Genomic DNA, 21528 nt, shown 5'->3' with positions numbered 1-21528 from the left:
ATATGAAATCAATAAAAATAATGTTAGAAGAGAGGCTCGTATATAAATATTGTATATATCATTTGTGGAATCGCATTTATATTTGTTTAACATATTAACGTTTAATTAATAATTAAGAAAATTAAAACAGTTGATGATGTCTTATTACGGTGTTATACTGACAGTGATAATTTTATAGTTTGCTAGGAGAGCTGGTGTTGCCAGCTGAGAGTAGGCCGTAAGCCTTTGATCCTTTTCATTACCTGATCTAGATTATGCTAGCGTAGGGAAGCAATTCGGACACTAACAATGAGTCCCCGTTTCTTTGCGCATAGAAACGGGGCTTTTTTATTTGAAAATTTCATATTGAAACCACTAGGGGTGCTTGATGTGCTGAGAGAGGAATAATCCTTAACCCTTACAGACCTGATCTAGGTAATACTAGCGAAGGGAAGTGGACAACGAATAAATGTATAATTTTATTTGCTGTAACCACTTCTTATATATAGAAGTGGTTTTTTATTTAGGTACATATATTGAAAGGGGAGATAGAAATGAAATTTTGCGATAGATTATTAGATACTGTGCAACCTGTTTGGGAGAAAAGTCATAATCATCCGTTTGTAGTAGGTATGGGGGATGGCACGTTAGAAAAAGATAAATTTCAATATTATATTATTCAAGATTATTTGTATTTGTTAGATTATGCAAAGTTATATGCGATTGGTGTTGTAAAAGCAACGAATCCACAAGTAATGGGAAAGTTTGCTGAACAAATTGATGGAATTTTGAATGGAGAAATGACAATCCATAAACAGTATGCAAAAAGACTTGGCATTTCTGTACGAGAGATGGAATCTGCAAAACCATCTGCTAAAAATTTAGCTTATACAAATTACATGATGTCTGTATCTCAAAATGGCACACTTGCGGAATTAATAGCAGCACTTCTACCATGTATGTGGAGCTATTGGGAGATTGGAAAGCGTTTAAATGATATTCCTGGAGCAAGAGATCATGAGTTCTTTGGTGAGTGGATTCAAGGATATAGTTCTGAAGAATACGGTAACCTTTGTATTTGGTTAATAGATTTATTAAATGAAATGGCAGCTGGAAAGTCTGAAAAAGAGCTAGATCGATTAGAGGAGATTTTCCTATATTCCAGTCGATTTGAATATCTATTCTGGGATATGTCCTATCGTAAGGAGATGTGGGGATTTGAGGAGCAAGAACATACTACAGTTTCATAATGTTTCTTTTCATTATGATGAAAAACCAATCATCAATGAATTAAATGCTTCTATACAAGATAAAGAGTTTGTAAGTATTATCGGACCGAGCGGATGCGGGAAAAGTACTTTATTTCGCCTTATTACAGGTTTAGAAGAAGCAAGTACTGGACAGATAGAGCTGACAGAAACAAAGAGCCATCCTGTAGGGTATATGCCCCAAAAAGATATGCTCCTGCCGTGGAGAACGATTATTGAGAATGCTGCCCTGCCGCTAGAGTGCCAAGGTGTACAGAAAAAAGAAGCACAAATAAAGGCAAAGGAACTGTTACATAAATTTGGCTTACAAGGGTATGAGGCAAAATATCCGAAAGATTTATCTGGTGGTATGAGACAACGTGTATCTTTTATTCGAACTTTATTAACCGGCGGGGAGATATTGCTGTTAGATGAACCGTTTAGCGCATTGGACGCTTTAACGAAGGCCTCTTTGCAAGAATGGCTGTTTGAACAATGGAAAGAGTGGGAAAAAACAATTTTATTTATCACTCATGATGTGGAAGAAGCATTGTTTCTTTCTAATCGAATTTTCGTTGTAGAAAATCAACCGATAGCAACTTTAACTGAGCGAATTGTTCCGCTTGATCGTAACCGAACACGAAAGGATTTATATAGGCCTGAAGTATTGGCGCTTAAAGATGAGCTCCTTAGTATGTTACAAAGGCAGGTACTTGTATGATGAACCGTTTGAAAGAATTAGTTCCTGCTCTTACACTTTCTAGTATTTTACTCGTTATGTGGGAAGTTGGGGCAAGAATTGTAGATGAGATGTACATTTTACCGTCACCGTCTGCAATTGTAATGAAGATATGGAAACTAAAAGACATATTATTTACGGTTCATTTACCGGCAACGTTATACGTCGTTTTAATAGGTGTTGCTATTTCTATCGTATTAGGTGTGGGGCTAGCGATGTTAATGAATGCGAGTACGTGGATGGAAAGAGCATTTTACCCATTATTAGTAGCTTCACAAACCATCCCGATTACAGCACTTGCGCCCCTATTTGTTTTATGGTTTGGATATACCATTTGGAGCAAGGTTGTTGTCACAGTTTTAATTACGTTTTTCCCAATTGCGGTCAATACGTATGATGGATTGCGTAGTACGAAGAAAGAGTGGGAGGAGCTCTTAGTTACGTATGGTGCAACGAAAAAAGATATTTTTCTAAAGCTAAAGTTGCCATCTGCTCTTCCTTACTTTTTCTCAGCGTTAAAAATTGCAGTTCCGCTTAGTGTGATAGGGGCAGCAATTGGAGAATGGCTCGGTGCACAAGCTGGGCTTGGATATTTCAGTAAAAGAATGATGACGCAGTTAGACGGGGCTGGTGTATTTGCCCCCATTGTATTGTTATCATTATTAGCTATTTTCTTCGTTATACTTATTTCCATATCAGAAAAGAAATTTATTAGTTGGAGGAAACATTCATGAAATTATTAAAACGCATCTTTGTGTTTACATTATTAGTTGCAATGATTGCAGGATGTTCGAGTAATTCAGCATCAGATAAGAATAAAACAGAAAAAGAAATAACAGTAATGCTTGATTGGTACCCGAATGCGGTACATAGCTTTATTTATACGGCAATTGAAAAAGGATACTTTAAAGAAGAAGGAGTAAAGGTGAATATTAAATTCCCTTCTAATCCGACTGATCCATTAACGCTAGCGGCAGCAGGGAAAGTGACAGTTGGTTTGTATTATCAACCAGATGTTGTCATGGCAAAAGCAAATGAACAAATTCCAGTGAAATCAATTGGAGCTGTCGTACGTTCACCGTTAAATCATGTTGTATCACTGAAATCAGCAGGCATTCGATCGCCAAAAGATTTAGAGGGGAAAACAGTTGGATATTCTGGAACACCTTTAAGTGAGATGTATTTAAAAACGATGGTAAAAGAAGCTGGTGGTAATCCAGATACAGTGAAAGTAGTCGATGTTGGCTTTGATTTAGTACCAGCATTAATTACGAAAAAAGTGGATGCGGTAACAGGGGCATACATTAACCATGAAGTACCTGTTATGCGTCATGAAGGTCATGAACCAGCGTACTTTAATCCAGCAGATTATGGTGTACCGAACTATCATGAGCTTGTGTTTGTAACGGGTGATAAAACGTTGAAAAAAGATAAAGAAGCATTGCAAGCCTTTTTACGTGGGGCACAAAAAGGGTATGACTTTATGAAGAAAAACCCCGATGAAGCATTAAATATTTTATTAGATCATCAAGAAAAAGAAAACTTCCCGCTTGTACCAGAAGTTGAAAAAGAAAGTATGAAAATTTTATTAGAGAAGATGGAAACGAAGGATGAGCCATTCTTATCGGATTCAAAAGAGTCATGGGAGAAACAAAACGAATGGTTGAAAGACAAAGGAATGACGAAAGAAATTGTTCCAGCCGATGAATTATTTGAAAACATTTTAAAGTAGGCGAATGAATATGAAAAATGAGCTCCATGTAATCTCAAATGGCCATATGCCATTCGAAGAGTTAGTGAATGTAGCGATGCAAATTGAGAGTGAGATCGATTATTTGCATATTCGTGAGCGTGAGAAAAGTACGAAGGAATTGTATGAAGGTGTGGAAAGTCTTTTGGGGAAAGGCTTTCCAGCATCGAAGATAGTGATAAATGATCGAATTGATATTGCTATTCTATTAAATATTCCGCGTGTTCAGCTAGGATATCGAAGCGCAGATGTAAGGTTAGTAAAAGAAAAGCTTTCTTATTTGCATGTTGGTTATTCAGTACATTCTCTAGATGAAGCGATAGTGGCATTTAAAAATGGAGCGGATTCCCTCGTTTACGGTCATGTATTTCCAACGGCTTGTAAAAAGGATGTACCAGCAAGAGGGTTAGAAGAAATTGCTGATATGGCAAGGTGTTTATCCATACCAATAACTGCAATTGGTGGAATCACTCCTGAAAATACAGGTGATGTTCTTGCAAATGGTGTAAGTGGCATTGCTGTTATGTCCGGGATTATAAGCAGTAGTAATCCGTATAGCAAGGCGAAATCTTATAAGGAATCAATAAGAAAGTGGGCGGAAAAACATGTGTAAGAAGTATGATGTAGCGATTATTGGCGGAGGTGTAATTGGTAGTTCAGTTGCACACTTTCTAGCAGAAAGAGGGCATAAAGTAGCGATTGTAGAGAAGCAAAGAATCGCATCTGAAGCTTCGAAAGCAGCTGCTGGTTTACTGGGTGTTCAGGCAGAGTGGGATGAATATGATCCGTTGTTTGAACTTGCTAGAGAAAGCCGTGCTATATTTCCACAACTTGCAGAAGTTTTACGTGAAAAGACAGGCATCGATATTGGGTATGAAGAAAAAGGCATTTATCGCATTGCCCAAAATGAAGATGAGAAGGAAAGAATTCTTCATATTATGGATTGGCAACAGAAAATAGGTGAAGATTCATATTTTCTAACGGGTGATCGTTTGCGAGAAAAAGAGCCGTTTCTATCCGAATCAATTATAGGAGCGGTATATTATCCAAAAGATGGTCATGTTATTGCACCAGATCTTACGAAAGCATTCGCACACTCCGCGGCATTTTCTGGAGCTGACATATATGAACAGACAGAAGTGTTTGATATTCAAATTGAAAACAATAAAGTGGCTGGAATTGTTACGAGTGAAGGTGTAATAACATGTGAAAAAGTCGTTATCGCTGGAGGCTCATGGAGTACGAAATTACTACATTATTTCCATAGTGATTGGGGCACGTATCCTGTGAAGGGTGAAGTTGTTGCAGTAAGAAGCAAGAAACCGCTCTTGAAAGCTCCTATTTTCCAAGAACGTTTTTATATTACGCCGAAGCGCGGTGGGCGTTACGTAATTGGAGCAACGATGAAGCCTCATACGTTCAATAAAACTGTGCAACCAGAAAGTATTACTTCCATATTAGAGCGTGCTTATACAATATTGCCGGCTTTAAAAGAAGCGGAGTGGGAAAGCGCATGGGCAGGGTTAAGGCCACAATCAAATCACGAAGCTCCTTATATGGGAGAGCATGAAGAAATAAAAGGTTTATATGCTTGTACTGGACATTATCGAAATGGCATTTTATTAAGTCCTGTTTCTGGTCAGTATATGGCTGATTTAATAGAAGGAAAGCAGGAGAATCACTTGCTAGATTCATTGCTTTCTAAAACAGTTTAGAAAGGGGATGGAAGTTTGAATTTAAAAATTAATGGTAACCAAATTGAAGTGCCAGAGAGTGTAAAAACAGTAGCTGAGTTACTTACACATTTAGAATTAGATAACAGAATTGTTGTAGTAGAACGTAATAAAGATATTTTACAAAAAGATGATCATAACGATACATCTGTTTTTGATGGAGATCAAATTGAGATTGTAACTTTCGTAGGAGGCGGTTGATTATGTTAAACATTGGACCATTTTCATTTCATTCTAGACTTTTATTAGGAACAGGGAAATTCTCTGATTTTGATGTGCAGCAACAGGCAATTGACGTTTCGAAAGCTGAAATTTTAACATTTGCAGTACGCCGTATGGATATATTCGATGCGAAGCAACCTAATTTATTAGAGAAACTTGATGTGAAAAAATATACGTTATTACCGAATACCGCAGGAGCAAAAAATGCTGAAGAAGCCGTTCGAATTGCGAAATTAGCAAAAGCTTCAGGGCTTTGTGACATGATAAAAGTAGAAGTTATTGGGGATGATAGAACGTTATTACCTGATCCAGTCGAAACATTAAAAGCATCTGAAATGTTACTAGAAGAAGGATTTATCGTTCTACCATACACATCTGATGATGTTGTATTAGCTCGTAAATTACAAGAACTTGGTGTACACGCGATTATGCCAGGGGCATCACCGATTGGTTCAGGGCTTGGTATTGTAAATCCATTAAATTTAAGTTTCATTATTGAACAAGCGACAGTACCAGTTATCGTTGACGCTGGTATTGGTAGTCCAGCTGATGCAGCATTTGCAATGGAATTAGGAGCAGATGGTGTGTTATTAAATACTGCAGTATCTGGAGCGAACGATCCTATTAAAATGGCATACGCAATGAAATTAGGTATTGAGGCAGGACGATTAGGGTTTGAAGCAGGTCGTATTGCACGTAAACGTTGTGCAACAGCAAGTAGTCCTTTAGAAGGAATGAGCGTAGTTGAATAATCGATATTCTCGCCAAGAGCTATTTTCTCCGATTGGGGAAGAAGGGCAACAAAAGATAAGGGCAAAGCATGTACTTATTATCGGTGCAGGTGCATTAGGTAGTGCAAACGCAGAGATGTTTGTAAGAGCAGGCGTTGGTCAAGTAACAATTGTTGATCGTGATTATGTCGATTGGAGTAATTTACAAAGACAACAATTGTATGCAGAGAGTGATGTAGAAAATAATCTTCCGAAGGCTGTAGCGGCAAAAAGACGCCTAGAAGAGCTTAATAGTGAAGTAAGAGTAGAAGCTCTCGTTCAGGATGTAACGGCTGAAGAGTTAGAAGAACTCGTTACAAATGTTGATGTAATCATCGATGCGACTGACAATTTCGAAACACGTTTCATTGTGAATGATATATCGCAAAAATATTCTATTCCATGGGTTTACGGGGCATGTGTAGGAAGTTACGGTCTTTCTTATACTATTCTTCCAGGAAAAACGCCATGTTTATCTTGTTTATTACAATCGATTCCGCTTGGCGGAGCGACATGTGATACAGCGGGGATTATATCGCCCGCTGTGTCTCTTGTCGTTTCTCATCAAGTAACGGAAACACTTAAACTGTTAGTAGAAGATTATGACTCGCTTCGAGATGGGCTTGTATCATTTGATGTATGGAAAAATGAATATTCATGTATGAATGTGCAAAAGCTTCGTAAACATAATTGTCTATCGTGTGGTGAGCAAGCATTATATCCGTATTTAAATAAAGAAAATACTTCAAAAGCAGCAGTGTTATGCGGGAGGAATACAGTTCAAATTAGACCACCTCATAAAGAGGAAATGGATTTTGAACAATATAAAAAATTGCTGAATGATCGCGTGAATAATTTGAATGTAAATCCATATTTATTATCATTTTCTGTTGCAGAAAAGAGATTAGTTGCTTTTAAAGATGGCCGTGTACTTGTACATGGAACGAAAGATATAAGCGAAGCGAAAACAATTTATCATCGCTATTTTGGGTAGAAAAGGATGAGTGGAATGAAAGTGAATAAAGCTTTAACAATTGCAGGGTCTGATAGCGGAGGCGGCGCTGGGATTCAGGCGGATTTAAAAACATTCCAAGAGCTTGGTGTGTATGGAATGACAGCTATTACGGCAATTACTGCTCAAAATACGCTTGGCGTTCAAGGGGTATATCCTGTTTCTTTAGAAGGAATTACGGAACAGCTGAATTCAATTGGTACGGATTTAACGCCAGATGCTGTAAAACTAGGAATGTTATTTAGTAGTGAAATTATTCAAATTGTTGCAGAACATATTAAAAAATTCGGCTGGAATAATATTGTGCTAGATCCTGTTATGATTGCAAAAGGCGGAGCATCATTATTACAACTAGAAGCAGTGCAAGCATTAAAAGAATATTTATTGCCACTAGCAACGGTTGTAACACCGAATGTTCCTGAAGCAGAAGTGTTAACTGGGATGGAAATTCAAAATATAGAAGATAGTAAAGAAGCTGCGAAAGTATTGCACGAATTAGGTGCTAAATATGTGCTTATGAAGGGCGGACATGCAGAATATCAAGGGAATGAAGTAATTGATTTGCTCTTCGATGGAGAAGAGTTTATTGAATTTAGAAGCGAACGAATTCCTTCGAAGCAAACGCACGGAAGCGGGTGTACATTTGCGTCTGCAGTTACAGCAGGACTTGCTAAAGGGTATTCAATTGAAGAGGCAGTTCAAGAGGCGAAACAATTTATTAGCATAGCGATTGAAGAGCCGTTGAATATTGGAAGTGGTCATGGGCCGACGAATCATTTTGCGTATAAATTGAATAAAGCGCGTGCATAAGTGAAAATTCAACCAGTGGGGCTATATCCTCACTGGTTATTAACGTTAATGATTAATAGAAGTTTAATATATGGTAGTGAATTTGATTGGGGTATCTTGTTTAAATGCGTCCTTTTAGATAAATAAAGTATATAAAAGGTGTGATGATATTAATATTAAAAATATAAGGTATGGAATCATTGCTTTCTTATTATTACTTAAATATTTACTATAAATTAATAGCAAACAAGAAATTAAAAAAATGATTTCTAGTGTAGTACGGAATTCAGTATAACTAGTAATAGTAACTAAAATCGCTAGAATTAAAAGTAACGAATTACCTAGAATGTTTATTATTTTAATAAAATTATTCTTTTTACCCTCGGTCATATAGCATCCTCGTTTCACGTTTAATTTTTAATCATTTCTTTATTTAGTATTATTACAATACGACTCATGAAAATTCCTATTGAATATAAATATTTATAATGTCTAGCAACAATGAAAAATCCATCTTAAGGATTTTTCATTGTTTACTTTTTCAAAATACAGGAGTAATATATCAGCCAGAATACATTTTTTGTAATACGCTGAGTCCAAATGTATGGAGCGGAGGAACCAATTTGTGCGTCGTCACTAGGGGTGAATCTTTCAATTTTGAAAGTAGGGCTACTCTCAAAGCCCGAATCCGACAGCTAACTTCGTAAGCGTCTTGAGAGAGGGCGGTGCCATGATGGATATATCACTTCGTCGGTCTGATTAGTATAGGAGAATATCAATCTATGTTTGAGTTCTTTTATGCTAAGGAGGATGAGGTACATGGAATTAACGCTTATTTGCGTTGGAGAAGAAAATAAGGTAAAGAGTTTAAGAGAGCTCGCAGCATTTCAGCATGAGTTAATTATTTTTACAGCAAATGAAGAGATAGCAGATCAAGTTAGAAATTGTGGATTTGATTGGACTTATACCTGTAATAAGGACCAGGATTTTACTAGTATTTGCGAGCGGATTAAGAAAGTGATTTTATTAGGAGATGAGCTCCCGATAGTTAGCTTCTTCACGGAACGCATTCGTTTTTCTTTTCAAGCGCCGATTACTGTTGTTACAAGGAATAAACGATATCCGGCCAGGCTCTATGAAACAATTGGAGCTAAATTTGTAGTGTTTACGAACTGTGATAATATTTCTTTTTTATTTTTTGAATAGGGCGGGGGAAATAAAGATGAAGGTGTTGTTACTAGGAGATATAGCGAATCGTTGGGCGGTATCGATAGCGAGGGTTCAAGAATTGGTCCAAATTGATCCTCTTTTTCCAGGGCCATATATTATATTACCATCAAAAGATGTTTTGTATTTAGAGGCGGATATTATCGAATATGAGCAGTTACATGCAGAATTATCACAAGTTTATATTCGAGGGAGAAATTTGCGTGCTTTTTTACGAGGGGAATAAATTTTGAATGAAAAAGAGAGCGAATGCTGAGTGCAACAAGCTATGCACTTCATGTAATTCGCTCTTTTTATTTCGTATTTAAAAGATCATTTCTGTGAAAAAGAAAGGAAAGACGAGAAAATAGATGAAAAAATATTAATAATAACTAATGTAAACGCTTAAATAGATGGATATTTTCTTATTTTCAGTAATTTACCCCTTTACAAGTTAAATTTAGAGGAGTATATTTACTCTCATAAATCATTCATGAAATTTCCAAAAAAAACCTAAAATCGCTGAGTTCCAGAAATGGAGCGGGGGAACCAATTTTGTGCATTGTCACTTGGGGTGAATCTTTCAATTTTGAAAGTAGGGCTACTCTTTAGGCCCGAATCCGACAGCTAACCTCGTAAGCGTTTAGAGAGGAGGTTTACTTTGTGTTGTTCGTTTCGAACACTAAGTAGAGCTTAGTGTTCTTTTTTTGATAACTAGATGGTAAAATTTAACAAAAAGTGAGGGGTAGTTATGTTAGATGTTGTAATGATTGGGATTTTTGTTGGGTTAGTCGCATCGATGGCAAGTCTTGCAAGTTGGTCAGATAAAGTTGTGAAAGAAGGGAAGCAATCATGATGATTGCCTTATCGGTTATTGTTGCAGCGATTACGGTGTACTTAGTGTACGCATTATTAAATCCAGAAAAGTTTTAATTAGGGGGAATCATTCATTATGATTTGGGTTGCAGTCGTTATTACAATGCTCTTATTTATTTTAGTAGCAAAGCCAACGGGGATTTATTTAGAAAAAGCTTTTCAAGGTAGCAAAACGCTAGATAAAGTATTCGGGCCTTTTGAAAAACTTATTTTTAAAATTACGGGTGTAAAAGAATACAATCAAACGTGGAAACAGTACGCATTATCACTCGTTTTACTCAACGGGTTTATGATTGTTGTTGTGTATTTCATTTTCAGATTACAAGGTGTGCTGCCGCTAAATCCAGCGCATATTGAGGGAATGGAGCCTACGCTTGCTTTTAATACAGCAATTAGTTTTATGGCTGATACAAATTTACAGCATTATAGCGGTGAAAATGGTTTGTCTTATTTATCACAATTAATTGGGATTACATTTTTAATGTTTGCAGCACCAGCAACGACATTAGCACTTGTTATGGCGTTTATAAGAGGACTTGCTGGAAAAGAACTTGGTAACTTTTTCGTAGATTTTACGAGAGCATTAACGAGAGTGTTTCTTCCTATTGCGTTTGTTGCAGCGCTAGTCTTTGTCGCACTTGGTGTACCACAAACGTTAGACGGAGCAGTTACAGCACAAACAATTGATGGGGCAAAACAAAGTATTTTACGTGGTCCAGTTGCATCATTCGTTTCCATTAAAGAACTTGGAAATAACGGCGGTGGATTTTTCGGGGCAAACTCTACACATCCTTTCGAAAATCCAGGACAAATGAGTAATATTTTGCAAATGATGCTTATGATGTTATTGCCAACAGCACTTCCATTTACGTACGGACGAATGGTAGGAAATAAAAAACAAGGTCGCATCCTTTTCGTGTCACTATTCATGGTGTTTTTACTAGGATTTATAACGATTACGACATCGGAATTACATGGAAATCCAGTGTTAAATGGAATGGGTATCGAACATGTACAAGGAAGTACAGAAGGAAAAGAAGTCCGATTTGGAACCGTATTTTCTTCCCTTTATGCGACAGTAACGACAGCTGCGGAAACTGGGGCCGTTAATACGATGCATGATACGCTAACACCAATTGGTGGTCTAGTTCCACTCGTAAATATGATGTTAAATACAGTATACGGCGGTGTTGGAGCAGGTTTTGTGAACATTATTATGTATGCAATTATTGCAGTCTTTATATCTGGTTTAATGGTTGGACGGACACCGGAGTTTTTAGGTAAGAAAATTGAAGGTAAGGAAATGAAATTGATTGCGGTAACGATTTTATTTCATCCATTGCTTATTTTAGGGTTTTCAGCATTAGCTCTTTCAACAAGCTTAGGAACGGATGCAATTTCTCATTCAGGTTTCCACGGTTTAACGCAAGTTGTATATGAATACACATCGTCAGCTGCGAATAACGGATCTGGATTTGAAGGTTTAGCAGACAATACACCGTTTTGGAACATTACGACTGGTTTAGTTATGTTTTTAGGACGCTATTTCAGTTTAATTACGATGCTAGCTGTTGCAGCTTCACTGAAAGAGAAGACGGTAGTACCAGAAACAGTCGGGACATTCCGTACGGATAATGGTTTATTTGGAGGGATCTTTATCGGAACAATTGTAATTGTTGGTGCGTTAACATTCTTCCCGATGTTAGTACTTGGCCCAATTGCAGAATTTCTTACATTGAAGTAATGGAGGGTAAATGATGAGACCGGTAGTAGTAAAAGAAAAAAGAGTAAATGAATCACAAATACATGCTGTAGAAGATGAGGTTAGACAAGCGAAAACGATGGATCGTGATATTGTGAAACATGCGATGAAACAATCCTTTGCGAAATTGAATCCGAAAGTCATGATCAAGAATCCGATTATGTTCGTTGTGGAAATTGGATTTATCATTACGTTAATTTTATCCTTTCTTCCAAGTAGTTCTAGTAGTGTACCAGGATGGTTTAATATAACAGTTTCTCTCATTCTATTATTTACAGTTTTATTTGCAAACTTTGCAGAAGCGTTAGCTGAAGGGCGTGGTAAAGCGCAAGCCGATTCTTTAAAACAATCGAAGAAAGATGTGTTTGCAAATGTTGTAAAAGAAAATGGAGATATTGTTCAAGTTTCAGCAACTGATCTGAGAAAAGGTGACGTTGTTATTGTAAAACAAGGAGAAATGATTCCAAATGATGGTGAAGTAATTAAAGGTTTAGCGTCTGTCGATGAATCTGCAATTACAGGGGAATCAGCTCCTGTAATAAAAGAGGCGGGTGGCGATTTTTGTTCAGTAACAGGCGGTACGATGGTCGTAAGTGATGAGATTACGATTGTAATTACGAGTAACCCTGGCGAATCATTTATTGATAAAATGATTTCTTTAGTAGAAGGAGCTGCTCGTCAAAAGACGCCAAATGAGATTGCTTTAAATACAGTATTAACGAGTTTAACGCTTATTTTCTTAATCGTTGTTGTGACGTTGCCGATTTTTACAAACTATTTAGGGTTTCAAATTGATACAGCTGTACTTGTAGCATTGTTAGTTTGTTTAATTCCAACGACAATTGGTGGGTTATTATCGGCAATTGGTATTGCCGGGATGGACCGCGTGACAAAGTTTAATGTGCTAGCAATGTCAGGGAAAGCAGTAGAAGCTGCGGGCGATATTAATACAATTATTTTAGATAAAACAGGTACGATTACTTTCGGGAACCGGATGGCACATACACTGCTTCCTGTAGGAAATGAAACAATTGAACAAGTAGGAAAATGGGCTGCGATTAGCTCAGTTTTAGACGAAACACCAGAAGGTCGATCAGTTATAGAATATGTACAAACGAAATCTATATCATATAATAGAGAACTTGCCGAACAAGGTGAATTTGTTCCGTTTAAAGCAGAAACGAGAATGAGTGGTGTCGATTTACAGGACGGAACGAAAGTGAGAAAAGGTGCTGTCGGTGCCGTTATTGAATGGGTTCAATCCCAAAGCGGAATGATTCCGAAAGATTTGAATCAAAAAGCAGATTTCATTTCAAAAGAGGGCGGGACACCACTTGTAGTTGCAGTAGATGATCGTATTTACGGTTTAATATATTTAAAGGATACAGTAAAACCTGGTATGCGTGAGCGTTTTGAACAATTGCGCCAAATGGGGATTAAAACGGTTATGTGTACTGGTGATAATCCGTTAACAGCAGCAACAATTGCAAAAGAAGCAGGGGTAGATGAATTCGTTGCCGAGTGTAAACCAGAAGATAAAATTGCGGTTATTAAAGCAGAGCAAGATAAAGGGAAACTCGTAGCGATGACAGGTGATGGTACAAATGATGCTCCGGCATTAGCGCAAGCTGACGTTGGATTAGCAATGAATAGTGGGACGACAGCTGCGAAAGAAGCAGCAAATATGATCGATTTAGATTCGAATCCAACGAAAATTATTGAGGTTGTAGGAATCGGTAAGCAATTGTTAATGACACGTGGTGCGTTAACGACGTTTAGTATTGCGAACGATATTGCAAAATATTTTGCAATCATTCCAGCAATGTTTACACTTGCGATTCCGCAAATGGAAGCATTAAACATTATGAAATTAACATCACCGCTTTCAGCAATCTTATCAGCATTAATATTTAATGCGGTTATTATTCCGTTACTTATTCCGCTAGCGATGAAAGGTATCGCATATAAACCGATGAGTTCGAATGCACTACTGAGCCGAAACTTACTCATTTACGGGCTTGGCGGAGTTATCGTTCCGTTCATTGGAATTAAAGTAATTGATATGATTGTCGGCTTGTTCATATAAGGAAGAGGGGAAAAAAGATGGCGAAAAAACAAAGTATACTTTCACCAATTATTCGTATTACTTTTACGTTCCTAGTCTTGTGCGGCCTTGTATACCCGCTTATTGTAACTGGTATTGCGCAAGCGGTAATGAAGGATAATGCGGATGGAAGTCTTATATATAATGATAAGGATGAAGTAGTTGGTTCAAAATTAATCGGTCAAAATTTCACAGATCCACGTTATTTTCATGGACGTGTCTCTAGTATAGAATATAAAGCAGAAGCATCTGGTTCAAATAACTATGCACCGTCTGATCCAGATTTAGCAAAAAGAGTTGAGAAAAGTATTGCAGAGTGGAAGGAACAAAATCCAACTGTTCCAGTTACAGAAGTACCGATAGATTTAGTGACGAATTCAGGTTCAGGGCTTGATCCTGACATTAGTCCGAAGGCGGCTTCCGTACAGGTAGATCGCATCTCGAAATTAACGAATATTCCGAAAGAAAAGTTGGATCAATTGATTAAGGATCAAACGGAAGGTGCTGCGCTCGGCTTGTTTGGAGAAAATCGCGTGAACGTCTTAAAGTTAAATTTAGAATTACAGAAACTAATGAAATAGTAACAGTGCTACCTCAATCTAACGGATTGAGGTAGCGTTGTTTCGAAAGAAAGGCTGTGAGTGTTTTGTATGCGGATGACTATAAACCGACGTTTCAAAGGCGAACGCCAGAGGAATATTTAGAATATATTCGTCAGCAAAATCGCGGGAAGTTAAAGCTATACGTAGGGGCTGCACCAGGAGTAGGGAAAAGTTATAAAATGCTCTATGATGCTAGAGAAATGAAAAAGGATGGTATTGATATTGTAATTGGTTTAATTGAAACACATGGGAGGGAAGAGACAGAAGAAGCGATCGCTGATTTAGAAAAAGTCCCTTTAAAAGAAATAGATTATAAAGGAAAGGGATTTTATGAGCTTGATGTGGAAGGAATTATAAAGCGGGCACCACAAATTGTTGTTGTGGATGAACTTGCGCATAGTAATATTCCCGGGTCGAAAAATAAGAAACGTTACATGGATGTGCAGGAATTGTTAGATGCCGGTATATCTGTATTATCAGCATTTAATATTCAACATTTAGAAAGTGTTCATGACATTGTAGCTCAAATTACGAATGTAAAAGTAAGAGAGCGTATTCCAGATTTTATTTTGCAAAAAGCAAATGAAATTCAGCTCGTTGATGCAACACCTGAGGTACTCCGGAAGAGATTAATCGATGGAAAGATATATAAGGAAGAAAAAATAGAGCAAAGCTTACAAAACTTCTTTACGCTTAATAATTTAGGGGCACTAAGAGAATTATCGCTTCGTGAAGTTGCAGATGATATGGATGAGAAAATTAGCCAAACCGTTATAGAACCGATTGGCGTGAAAGAAAAAATTCTCGTTTGTGTGCAATACAGTTCAACAGCAGAGAAATTAATACGGAGAGGTTGGCGCATGGCTGATCGGTTAAACGCTGAATTGTATGTCTTAAACGTAGAGCGGGAAAATATAGATTCACTTTCGGCAGGGAAAAAGCAAACAATTGAAGAGTGGAAATCGCTAACGAATCAATTTGATGCGAGCTTTGTATTAGAAGAAGCGAAAGGAAGAAAGCCAGCTGATGTTATTATTGAAGTCGCGAATAGACTACAGGTGACACAAGTTTTACTCGGACAATCGGCGAGAACACGGTGGGAGGAAATACGAAAAGGTTCTATTGTAAATGAAATTATGAGACAAACAAAGTATATTGATATTCATATTGTTGCTGATCAAAGAGCTTAAAATAGAGACTGCTTTTTTGAGGAGTCTCTATTTTTCTTTTTTCAAGCCTTTTGAATATAATTTCTGAAAGAACTCATATATAATAGTAAAAGATACTTAACATAGTGAATAATTAAAGAGTTAATATATATAGAGGAGAGAATAACATGCTTGAAAATACGGGGTTAGTATTAGAAGGCGGCGGTATGCGTGGTGTATATACGGGCGGGATATTAGAATATTTTATGGAACAAGATTTATATTTTCCATATGTAATCGGTGTATCAGCTGGTGCTTGTCATGCAGCGTCGTATCTTTCCAGACAAAGAAATAGAAATAAAACAGTAAATATTGATTATGCATCACACCCACAATATTTATCGTATAAAAACTTATGGAAAAAGCGTCAATTGTTTGATATGGATTTTATTTTTCATGAAATTCCAGAAAAACATGTCCCGTTTGATTTTGACACCTATTTTAATAGTCCAGAGCGTTTCCTTGTAGGGACAACAGATTGTGAAACAGGACAATCTGTTTATTTTGAAAAAGAGGGAACGAATGATGATGCGTTAAATTTATTACAAGCATCTAGTTCATTACCTTTCATTGCACCAGTAGTAAATTACCGCGGTAAGCAGTTATTAGACGGCGGTATTTCAGATCCGATACCAGTTCGTAAAGCACAATCGGACGGTTTTAAAAAATCAGTCGTTATTTTAACGAGAAACCATGGTTATGCGAAGAAAAAATCAAAATTTGGATGGATTGCAACGAAAGCTTATAAAAAATACCCGAACCTTGTTAACACAATGCTAGCTCGTTATGAAGTGTATAATGAAACACTTCACTACATTGAAAAAGAAGAACAAGCTGGTAATTTATTTGTTATTCGCCCAGAAGTGTTGCTTCAAGTGGACCGTATGGAGAAGGACATAGCAAAACTACAAAATTTATATGAGCAAGGCTATGAAGATGCAAAGAGACAGTTTGCGGATTTACAGGCATTTTTGCAAAACTAATAATTGAGCTGCGGAGAAGAATTTTTCCGCAGCCTTTTTGTATTGCTTTTTTTAAAAATGTAGAAATGTTTAAGTTTTTTAAGAGTTAGTAAAACATATTGGCTTCTTATTGAGAAGAATTTGCTTGAAAGATACTATAACGATGTAGCGCTATTAAATTATTAATTCAGGAGGTGATTGTTAATGAAAGGAAAAGTTTTTTCCATTACGACTCTATTGTTATTAGCAATATCAATCTCAACAAGTGCATTCTATTCAACCTTAAGTGTTCATAAAAGTGATAATCTGCTATCCTACAGAGCTCAAACGACTACGAATCAAAATGCATCTCGCTGTTCAGTAGCGATTTCTTTTATTAATTCAAAAGGAAGTTATTCATATATTTAAAGTGCCTCGGATAGATTAGGGCCTCATGAATCTGGAAGGGCATTAAATGCTACTGTTAGTAACGGTGCATTTAATGCTTTTTGTGCGAAAGGAGTATACTCTGAGCATAAGGAAAGTAGGGCATCGGAATTCGATGCTCTACTTTTTTATTTATAAAAAAATCCCTCTTTATGAGGGATTTTAGTGTGGTAAGAAAACTAATTGATAAGCGAACAAGATTCCGAATAAATAGACAAGTGGGTGAACAGCACGGAATTGTCCTTTTGCCATTTTCATAAGTGGGTATGAAATAAATCCAAGTGCAATACCTGTTGAAATACTTGATGTAAGTGGCATGCTTAAGATTACTAAAAATGCTGGGAATGCTTCATCGAACGTATCCCAATCGATGTGGCGAACTGAACCCATCATAAGACTACCAACGATAATTAATGATGGTGCTGTAATAGCTGAAACGCCAGAAACAGCGCTCACTAACGGCCCGAAGAATGCTGCTAATGCAAACAGAACAGCTACTGTAACAGTTGTTAAACCAGTACGGCCACCAGCTGCAACACCAGCAGAAGATTCAATGTAAGCTGTTGATGGTGTTGTTCCGAACATAGCTCCAATTGTTGCTGAGAATGAGTCAGATAGAAGAGCTCGTCCTGCTTTTGGAAGCTTTCCGTCTTTTATAAATCCACCTTGTTGTGCTACACCAAGTAATGTTCCTGTTGTATCAAATAATGTAACAAGGAAGAATGAGAACACAACGCCGTATAATCCGTAGTTAATTACATCAGATACAGCAGTAATTGGGTTCGAAACGATAATGCCTTCTGGTAATCCAGGCATTGATGTAACACCATTTGAGAACGTTAATTGCCCTGTGAAATAAGCGATAATACCAGTTAGTAACATTCCGATAAATAGTGCCCCGTTTATATTTAAAGACATAAGGATAATTGTAATTCCAAGACCAGCTAATGCTAGTAGAACTGGAGCAGAGTGAAGATCGCCAAGTCCAACTAAGTTTGCATCATTTTTAGTAACAATGCCTGTTAATCGCAAACCGATAAAAGCAATAAAAAGACCAATACCAGCAGTAAGTGCATGTTTTAAGTTTTCAGGAATTACTTCCATTAATTTCGTACGGAAAGATGTGAATGATAACAAAATTAAAATCATACCTGCTACGAATACAGCAGAGAATGCAATTGCGAAAGTCATGCCTTCATGAGCTTTTACAACAGAGTAAGAGAAGTAAGCATTTAATCCCATACCTGGTGCAATTGCGATTGGTAAGTTTGTAAAGATTGCCATAAATAATGTTCCGACAACAGCGGCGATAATAGTAGCTGTAAATGCTTGTTCAAATGGAACGCCTGCATCCCCAAGGATGACAGGGTTTACGACAATGATATATGCCATTGTTAAAAAGGTAATAATACCTGCCATAATTTCAGTTTTAATAGAAGTTTTATGTTTTGAAAGGTTAAACATATAAACATCCTTTCTTTTTACGAATAATTTTCACAACAGTTATATATAATATTCGTTTTTTGACTTTTTTGCAATAGTTTTGCATAAAAACTTTAGAACAATCCATATTTTATGTCTTAAATTTGAATATTAACCGTAAAAACGAGTGGGAATCGCGTTTTTTTCATGTGTAAGTAGTTTTTAATATTGTGCACATTATAAGGGGAAAGGAGTTGAAGGAAATTATGCCACAGCAAAAAAACTTTTTAACAATGCCAGCACAACATCAAAATAAACAGCCTGGTATTGAATCGCTAATGAATCCTCTTCCAAAGTTTGAAGATCCAAATTATAAAGGAAGCGAAAAGTTAAAAGGAAAGAATATATTAATTACAGGGGGAGATAGTGGGATTGGGAGAGCTGTGTCCATCGCCTTTGCAAAAGAGGGAGCAAATATTGCGATTGCTTATTTAGATGAGGATGAAGATGCAAATGAAACGAAACAACGTGTTGAAAAAGAAGGCGTGAATTGTGTATTACTGCCGGGGGATTTGAGTAATGAACAACATTGTAAAGATATTGTGGAAGAGACCGTCCGGCAGCTGGGCAGTTTAAATGTTCTTGTGAATAACGTTGCACAGCAATATCCGCAACAAGGACTAGAGTATATTACAGCGGAACAGCTAGAAACGACATTCCGTATTAATATTTTCTCTTATTTTCATGTTGCAAAAGCAGCGCTATCCCATTTAAAGCAGGGGGATGTAATTATAAATACAGCATCTATTGTTGCGTATGAAGGAAATGAAACGTTGATTGATTATTCTGCAACGAAAGGAGCAATTGTCGCATTTACAAGGTCGCTATCTCAATCGTTAGTACAAAAAGGGATTCGTGTAAATGGTGTTGCACCAGGTCCAATTTGGACACCGCTTATTCCATCAAGTTTTGATGAGAAAAAAGTATCACAGTTCGGGAGCAATGTTCCTATGCAAAGACCTGGTCAGCCGTATGAATTAGCGCCTGCGTATGTATATTTGGCGTCTAATGATTCGGCATATGTAACAGGGCAGATGATACATGTAAATGGGGGCGTTATTGTAAATGGATAGTTTTCATTTATAAGAGCAAAGTAAAGTTAATTGCATTTATTATGATACTAGTGCTAGGGAGGATTTAGATGAAGAAAGTATTGTTTATCATAATCCTATTTTTCTGCCTACCAGCTAGCGCTTTTGCTAATACAGATCATTTAATTTTAGTGAACCTTACGACGAATCAGTTGTCTTTCTTTGAAGAAGGAAACTATACGAAAACGTTTCCGATAGCAACTGGAAGAGATCGTACACCTACGCCTGAAGGTAATTTTTGTATTATTACTAAATATAAAAATAAAGAATACCATCGAAAAAAAATACCTGGGGGTGCACCGAATAATCCTCTCGGAACGAGGTGGCTTGGGCTAGATAAAAATGAATATGCGATTCATGGGACTAATCGGGAATGGACGATTGGAAGTAGAGAATCAAATGGTTGTATTCGCATGCATGATAGGGATATACAGTGGTTATATGACCGAGTCCAATTACAAACAAAAGTAATCATTTCTCGTTTTTATACGAGCCCTGAATATGAAGCGAATAAGCTTGGTTATCGTGTTGTGAGTTGGAATGGTCGTAAAGTAGAAGAAGAACAAATTGGAACACTTACGCTAGTAGACCGTGTAAATATATATTGGCAAGAACCAAATGGACAATTGACGAAAGTAAAAACGGTATTGCCAAATGAAAAATATGCAGTGTACTCCAAACGAAAAGATGGAATATATTATATAGGAAGAAATTTGTATATTGTTGATGAAACGGGAGAAAAAATTCGTTATGAGCAATTACCTTATTCGATCTTAAGTAATATATATAAAAGAAAATATGATGTTCCGTAATAGCTACCGTGTATAGGCGGTAGCTTATTTGTGATGAAGTGAAACTTAATGGGGGAATTGCTCTTTTTTGCTGATTATAAACTTATACTAATTAGGATTCATGTAAATAGCGGGATAAAAAAATTGAAACAGCAACTATTATGTTTTGCTGAATATAATACAGTACAGATTGGGGGGCGGTCACATTATGAAAAGTGAATTTGCATTTAAAATTTTCTTAATCACGACTTGTTTATTTATCGTGTATTTATATGCGTTACTCGTCTTCTCCTTTTATGTTCCATATATTGATTTAATATTGTTCGTCGGATTTATTTGGGCGTTTGTTAAAGCGAGGGAAGGGGAGAAGAGTGTATATAGACGCATCACTTTATGCGGGACGGTCCTTCTCGTTATTTTATACTTTTTTATGATGCATGATTTTTGGAGAGGAATGTAAAAAAGCATACGACTAATCGTATGCTTTTACGTTTAATATTTTGGTTTAAATGTATGGCAACAAGTTTCTACACTCGTTGTTACAGAACTTTCAAGCGTCTCGTTTGTTAAAGTAGCGCTTGTATACGAATCATTTGTATTCTGACCAGCCTCTTGTGCATCCGGTTGAACAACAATTGCACTTGCTTGACAAAAGTTACCTTGTCCCCAAAATGAGCAATTGGAAACAGAGCATTTTACTTCAGGCATAAAACCCCCTCCTTATACATTAGTGTGGGATTTTACGTCCATTTCATGTATAGAAGGAGTTTCCTTTTC

General features: G+C 36.9%; 24 protein-coding genes, 1 pseudogene and 4 riboswitches. Of the genes and pseudogenes, 23 read left to right on the top strand and 2 right to left on the bottom strand.

Annotated features, from left to right (window positions below):
• Window positions 1-174 precede the first annotated feature (174 nt).
• Window positions 175-286, top strand: a riboswitch (TPP riboswitch).
• A gap of 60 nt (window positions 287-346) precedes the next feature.
• Window positions 347-449, top strand: a riboswitch (TPP riboswitch).
• 84 nt (window positions 450-533) lie between these two features.
• From tenA to SJY24_RS26565, 20 genes and pseudogenes are all read left to right on the top strand, one after another.
• The gene (gene tenA / locus SJY24_RS26660) at window positions 534-1229 is read left to right on the top strand and encodes a thiaminase II (RefSeq protein WP_377866807.1); all 696 of its coding nucleotides are present in this window, start codon (window positions 534-536) and stop codon (window positions 1227-1229) included.
• On the top strand, window positions 1198-1947 hold the full coding sequence (locus tag SJY24_RS26655; RefSeq protein WP_377866806.1) for an ABC transporter ATP-binding protein: 750 nt from the start codon (window positions 1198-1200) through the stop codon (window positions 1945-1947). The genes tenA and SJY24_RS26655 overlap by 32 nt, the downstream gene beginning before the upstream one ends.
• Entirely contained in the window at window positions 1947-2699 is a 753-nt protein-coding gene (locus SJY24_RS26650) for an ABC transporter permease (protein WP_377867314.1), read from the top strand. The genes SJY24_RS26655 and SJY24_RS26650 overlap by 1 nt, the downstream gene beginning before the upstream one ends.
• Complete coding sequence (locus SJY24_RS26645) at window positions 2696-3697, top strand: ABC transporter substrate-binding protein (RefSeq protein WP_377866805.1); 1002 nt, start codon at window positions 2696-2698, stop codon at window positions 3695-3697. The genes SJY24_RS26650 and SJY24_RS26645 overlap by 4 nt, the downstream gene beginning before the upstream one ends.
• A gap of 10 nt (window positions 3698-3707) precedes the next feature.
• Entirely contained in the window at window positions 3708-4328 is a 621-nt protein-coding gene (gene tenI, locus SJY24_RS26640; RefSeq protein WP_377866804.1) for a thiazole tautomerase TenI, read from the top strand.
• A complete protein-coding gene (gene thiO / locus SJY24_RS26635; RefSeq protein ID WP_377866803.1) occupies window positions 4321-5430 on the top strand; it encodes a glycine oxidase ThiO in 1110 nt (369 codons plus the stop codon). Before tenI ends, thiO begins: the two co-directional genes overlap by 8 nt.
• A gap of 15 nt (window positions 5431-5445) precedes the next feature.
• Window positions 5446-5649 carry a sulfur carrier protein ThiS gene (gene thiS, locus SJY24_RS26630; RefSeq protein WP_088095211.1) on the top strand — a complete coding sequence of 68 codons (204 nt, stop codon included), beginning with the start codon at window positions 5446-5448 and terminating at the stop codon, window positions 5647-5649.
• Window positions 5650-5651: 2 nt separating this feature from the next.
• Entirely contained in the window at window positions 5652-6422 is a 771-nt protein-coding gene (gene thiG, locus SJY24_RS26625; RefSeq protein WP_377866802.1) for a thiazole synthase, read from the top strand.
• On the top strand, window positions 6415-7434 hold the full coding sequence (locus SJY24_RS26620; protein WP_377866801.1) for a thiazole biosynthesis adenylyltransferase ThiF: 1020 nt from the start codon (window positions 6415-6417) through the stop codon (window positions 7432-7434). Before thiG ends, SJY24_RS26620 begins: the two co-directional genes overlap by 8 nt.
• A 6-nt stretch (window positions 7435-7440) precedes the next feature.
• A complete protein-coding gene (gene thiD / locus SJY24_RS26615; protein WP_377866800.1) occupies window positions 7441-8262 on the top strand; it encodes a bifunctional hydroxymethylpyrimidine kinase/phosphomethylpyrimidine kinase in 822 nt (273 codons plus the stop codon).
• Window positions 8263-8819: 557 nt separating this feature from the next.
• Window positions 8820-8967: riboswitch (cyclic di-AMP (ydaO/yuaA leader) on the top strand.
• A gap of 93 nt (window positions 8968-9060) precedes the next feature.
• Window positions 9061-9447, top strand: a complete 387-nt coding sequence (locus SJY24_RS26610) for a hypothetical protein (RefSeq protein ID WP_377866799.1) — start codon at window positions 9061-9063, stop codon at window positions 9445-9447.
• A 16-nt stretch (window positions 9448-9463) separates the two neighbouring features.
• Window positions 9464-9694 carry a hypothetical protein gene (locus SJY24_RS26605; protein ID WP_377866798.1) on the top strand — a complete coding sequence of 77 codons (231 nt, stop codon included), beginning with the start codon at window positions 9464-9466 and terminating at the stop codon, window positions 9692-9694.
• A 263-nt stretch (window positions 9695-9957) separates the two neighbouring features.
• A riboswitch (cyclic di-AMP (ydaO/yuaA leader) is annotated at window positions 9958-10103 on the top strand.
• A 95-nt stretch (window positions 10104-10198) separates the two neighbouring features.
• On the top strand, window positions 10199-10303 hold the full coding sequence (locus SJY24_RS26600; protein ID WP_000887888.1) for a SipW-dependent-type signal peptide-containing protein: 105 nt from the start codon (window positions 10199-10201) through the stop codon (window positions 10301-10303).
• Window positions 10300-10380: a K(+)-transporting ATPase subunit F gene (gene kdpF, locus SJY24_RS26595; RefSeq protein WP_000972378.1), complete on the top strand. Its 81-nt coding sequence runs from the start codon at window positions 10300-10302 to the stop codon at window positions 10378-10380. The genes SJY24_RS26600 and kdpF overlap by 4 nt, the downstream gene beginning before the upstream one ends.
• Before the next feature lie 19 nt (window positions 10381-10399).
• Complete coding sequence (gene kdpA / locus SJY24_RS26590; protein WP_377866796.1) at window positions 10400-12067, top strand: potassium-transporting ATPase subunit KdpA; 1668 nt, start codon at window positions 10400-10402, stop codon at window positions 12065-12067.
• A 13-nt stretch (window positions 12068-12080) separates the two neighbouring features.
• Window positions 12081-14171, top strand: a complete 2091-nt coding sequence (gene kdpB / locus SJY24_RS26585; RefSeq protein ID WP_377866795.1) for a potassium-transporting ATPase subunit KdpB — start codon at window positions 12081-12083, stop codon at window positions 14169-14171.
• Window positions 14172-14188: 17 nt separating this feature from the next.
• On the top strand, window positions 14189-14770 hold the full coding sequence (kdpC, locus tag SJY24_RS26580; RefSeq protein WP_377866794.1) for a K(+)-transporting ATPase subunit C: 582 nt from the start codon (window positions 14189-14191) through the stop codon (window positions 14768-14770).
• A 56-nt stretch (window positions 14771-14826) separates the two neighbouring features.
• Entirely contained in the window at window positions 14827-15981 is a 1155-nt protein-coding gene (gene kdpDN, locus SJY24_RS26575) for a KdpD-like non-kinase potassium sensor (RefSeq protein WP_377866793.1), read from the top strand.
• Window positions 15982-16127: 146 nt separating this feature from the next.
• On the top strand, window positions 16128-16982 hold the full coding sequence (locus tag SJY24_RS26570; protein WP_377866792.1) for a patatin-like phospholipase family protein: 855 nt from the start codon (window positions 16128-16130) through the stop codon (window positions 16980-16982).
• A gap of 183 nt (window positions 16983-17165) precedes the next feature.
• Window positions 17166-17525: pseudogene (locus SJY24_RS26565) on the top strand (hypothetical protein).
• A 24-nt stretch (window positions 17526-17549) separates the two neighbouring features.
• On the opposite strand, the gene SJY24_RS26560 reads toward SJY24_RS26565, so the two are convergent.
• On the bottom strand, window positions 17550-18851 hold the full coding sequence (locus SJY24_RS26560; RefSeq protein WP_000482735.1) for an NCS2 family permease: 1302 nt from the start codon (window positions 18849-18851) through the stop codon (window positions 17550-17552).
• Between the two features lie 224 nt (window positions 18852-19075).
• Between SJY24_RS26560 and SJY24_RS26555 the strand changes: the two genes are divergently transcribed.
• The 3 genes from SJY24_RS26555 (at window position 19076) to SJY24_RS26545 (ending at window position 21211) form a co-directional block, all read left to right on the top strand.
• Window positions 19076-19942 carry an SDR family oxidoreductase gene (locus SJY24_RS26555; protein ID WP_377866790.1) on the top strand — a complete coding sequence of 289 codons (867 nt, stop codon included), beginning with the start codon at window positions 19076-19078 and terminating at the stop codon, window positions 19940-19942.
• 68 nt (window positions 19943-20010) lie between these two features.
• Entirely contained in the window at window positions 20011-20772 is a 762-nt protein-coding gene (locus SJY24_RS26550) for a L,D-transpeptidase (RefSeq protein ID WP_377866789.1), read from the top strand.
• 187 nt (window positions 20773-20959) lie between these two features.
• Window positions 20960-21211 (top strand): hypothetical protein, encoded by a 252-nt coding sequence (locus SJY24_RS26545; RefSeq protein ID WP_000834189.1) that lies wholly within the window; start codon window positions 20960-20962, stop codon window positions 21209-21211.
• Between the two features lie 32 nt (window positions 21212-21243).
• On the opposite strand, the gene SJY24_RS26540 is transcribed toward SJY24_RS26545, so the two are convergent.
• Window positions 21244-21459 carry a DUF1540 domain-containing protein gene (locus SJY24_RS26540; protein ID WP_071735124.1) on the bottom strand — a complete coding sequence of 72 codons (216 nt, stop codon included), beginning with the start codon at window positions 21457-21459 and terminating at the stop codon, window positions 21244-21246.
• Window positions 21460-21528: the final 69 nt, after the last annotated feature.

The organism is Bacillus sp. R86525 (assembly GCF_042466195.1).
In the GTDB taxonomy this organism is placed as follows: domain Bacteria; phylum Bacillota; class Bacilli; order Bacillales; family Bacillaceae_G; genus Bacillus_A; species Bacillus_A nitratireducens.
This window is presented reverse-complemented; position numbering and strand designations above follow the sequence as displayed.